The 2315-nt window shown below is 48.0% G+C and carries 4 protein-coding genes; 1 reads left to right on the forward strand and 3 read right to left on the reverse strand.

All coding sequences use genetic code 11. The features are described 5' to 3' along the window. Nucleotides 1-472 precede the first annotated feature (472 nt). Nucleotides 473-667 (forward strand): hypothetical protein, encoded by a 195-nt coding sequence (locus Q0526_RS17700; RefSeq protein WP_298736594.1) that lies wholly within the window; start codon nt 473-475, stop codon nt 665-667. Between the two features lie 45 nt (nt 668-712). Here Q0526_RS17700 and Q0526_RS18890 read toward each other — a convergent pair whose 3' ends face one another. The 3 genes from Q0526_RS18890 to Q0526_RS17705 form a co-directional block, all read right to left on the reverse strand. Continuing rightward, complete coding sequence (locus tag Q0526_RS18890) at nt 713-1045, reverse strand: enoyl-CoA hydratase-related protein (protein ID WP_366522145.1); 333 nt, start codon at nt 1043-1045, stop codon at nt 713-715. Continuing rightward, the gene (locus tag Q0526_RS18895) at nt 1003-1455 is read right to left on the reverse strand and encodes an enoyl-CoA hydratase-related protein (protein ID WP_366522144.1); all 453 of its coding nucleotides are present in this window, start codon (nt 1453-1455) and stop codon (nt 1003-1005) included. Before Q0526_RS18895 ends, Q0526_RS18890 begins: the two co-directional genes overlap by 43 nt. Before the next feature lie 115 nt (nt 1456-1570). Beyond that, the gene (locus tag Q0526_RS17705; protein ID WP_298736596.1) at nt 1571-1975 is read right to left on the reverse strand and encodes a DUF169 domain-containing protein; all 405 of its coding nucleotides are present in this window, start codon (nt 1973-1975) and stop codon (nt 1571-1573) included. Nucleotides 1976-2315 lie beyond the last annotated feature (340 nt).

The following is a 2315-nucleotide window of genomic DNA, read 5'->3' on the forward strand; positions in this document are numbered from 1 at the left end:
CTTCCCGGAGCCTTACCTGGGCCGGGATCATCACCAATGTGCGCCGGACGTCCCTTCCAATCTCCATCATGGCTGTGCCACGGACGGGACAGTTCAGTTCGTTTCCCGGGATGCGGTGTTCCACTACCTCCACAGGCACATTGTCCGGCAGACGCTCCTCCAGCCAGGAGGAGCGTCTGGTATGGGCGGCTACCCGCGTCTCTATTAACCCATCAGCTCTTCTTCCAGCCGCTCTGAGGACACCCCATAGAGTTTCTTCCTGTTCAGGCGAGCCCGTTTCAGAAGCCAGTCCAGTTTCTGGTTCAGTTCGTCTCTTTCCGCTTTCGGAGACTCATATTCCGCCCGTGAAATAGTTACCATCTCTGGGGGCGCTTGTCCCATAATTTCTTTCATTTTTCACGGGTTAATCATACTATACTTGAACCCAAAATTGAATTTCCAGTGATTCCAGATGTTTTTCTGACTAAATTATATGCAGGTCATCCCCCGGCGGTGGGCCTTTGGCTGCTCTACCTTCAGCCCCTCCATCAGCCAGCGGTACTGCTGCGGCGTCAACTGCCGCGCTTCGTTTGTAGAACCCCTTGATCCGATTCCGCCGTCTGTCGCAGAACAGAAACAGCATATTGGTGAACGGGTCCAGTTTAAACTGCTGGCATTAGGGTTTTAGCAAATGTCATACTCCAAACCTTATTAATCTTTATCTTCCCTGATATTAGGGTTCCCGCTCCCCTAAAAACGCCTCTACCCCCTCCCGGAAATCTGTATGGTGGGCCATATGCCTGGTATATGTGACTTCTCTCTCATTTTTCCGATGCATTTGAAAATTCTCTTGTTCATTCATGCAGGCTTTGAGATATCTAAGCACTAAATGCTCCCACCAGCAAAGTTCTTCTGCTTTAGCTATGGCGGCAGGCATAAGTTCATCTAAGGAACCCACGACCATAGTAATGTCACCGAATTTGTCATGGAGCTCCTCCACAGTAAGAAATATTCCGCAATAACTCATATCCTCGTTGAACCTGTGGCAGCAGGATGTGGGCCAGATCGCCGCCGCTGCCTACTACACCGAGCTTTGCTTCCGGAGTCCCAAAGAAGGCCCCTTCCACCGCAACGGAGATACCCGCTCCAGCAGGATAGCACAGGCCTCCCCACAGATAGTGTCCGTGCACCGCCCAGATCAAAGCGCAGGTCATACAAGGCCTGTGCCCCATCGTAATAAGTTTCCTGCGTATTGGCTACCTTCTTATCCAGAATACTCTGATAAAATAATTTTATATCTACTCCCACGCTGAAGGTTTTTAATACCAAATGAAGAACACATACCCAAAAATCGCTCTCATGGTTGGTATAATTGTAAATTCGTAGGATTTCTTCCTGCATAACTCTGCCGATTGCATTGACAGGCGGATTGTGCAGGGTCATAGCAGTAATATGGTCTTGAATGGCAAGGAACACCTACTTAAGTATTTTCCCACTAATTGCTTTTACTTCCCTTTCCATTGTGTTGAACGTCCCTTGAAGCGGAGAAGATCTGTCACGGACTCTCTCATAACGGCTCTTCCCCTATTATTCAGAATTTCAAATGGGGTGCTGGTAGGCCATCGGTGTTATCTGTTGTCAGGCTGGACAAAGCAATAGGATGTCGCAGGCCGCTCTTGTACATCTTTTTCGGGTCATCCAAGCAACGAAGAACATCCTTCGGCTTCAAAGAAGCCCGCAGCCCCCATTCACCAATTCCGGAGAACTTGCAGTTAGCAAAGCAAGGAAGTACCATGGCTGGTTTCGCTGCCACAACTGTCTGAGTCCAGAAGTCCACACAGGTGAACTCTCCGGCAAATGAGAAGTCCAGTCTTTCATAGTCATCGAATTGGTGGTATCCAGCAAACAGCATAAATGCCTGAGACGGGCTGATATATATCACAACGACATCCAGCTCAATCCTTTCGGAGTCTAAGGACGAAGTACAACGGCGCAATGCTCAGAGGGAACACATGTAGGACTATATGGCGGCTTCCGGCAGTATCACTGTTGCTATATTATCCCTAAATGCTTCGCCGTTTGTATCACTTCTTCGAATGCGCTTCGTCAAACCAATTACGTTCCAGCAATAATTATTATGATCATTTAACAGTACATAAGTCCCGGGCAACAGTTCCCAAATTCAATCTTATCAGCCACTGCATAGTCGGATGAATAGTGGATACAAGTCTGCGGATGTCGGAGAGTATCTGCCCAATCCTGCTCTTTTACATAGCGTTTCGATAAGGTACAATAATTTTCGCAAATTGAAAAGCAAACAAAAGAAGACATGGTTT

The organism is uncultured Subdoligranulum sp. (assembly GCF_937890665.1).

Bases quoted from the DNA above. Each gene is read 5' to 3' on its own strand.
- Q0526_RS17700 (WP_298736594.1), top strand. From the start codon at position 473: ATGCAGGTCATCCCCCGGCGGTGGGCCTTTGGCTGCTCTACCTTCAGC.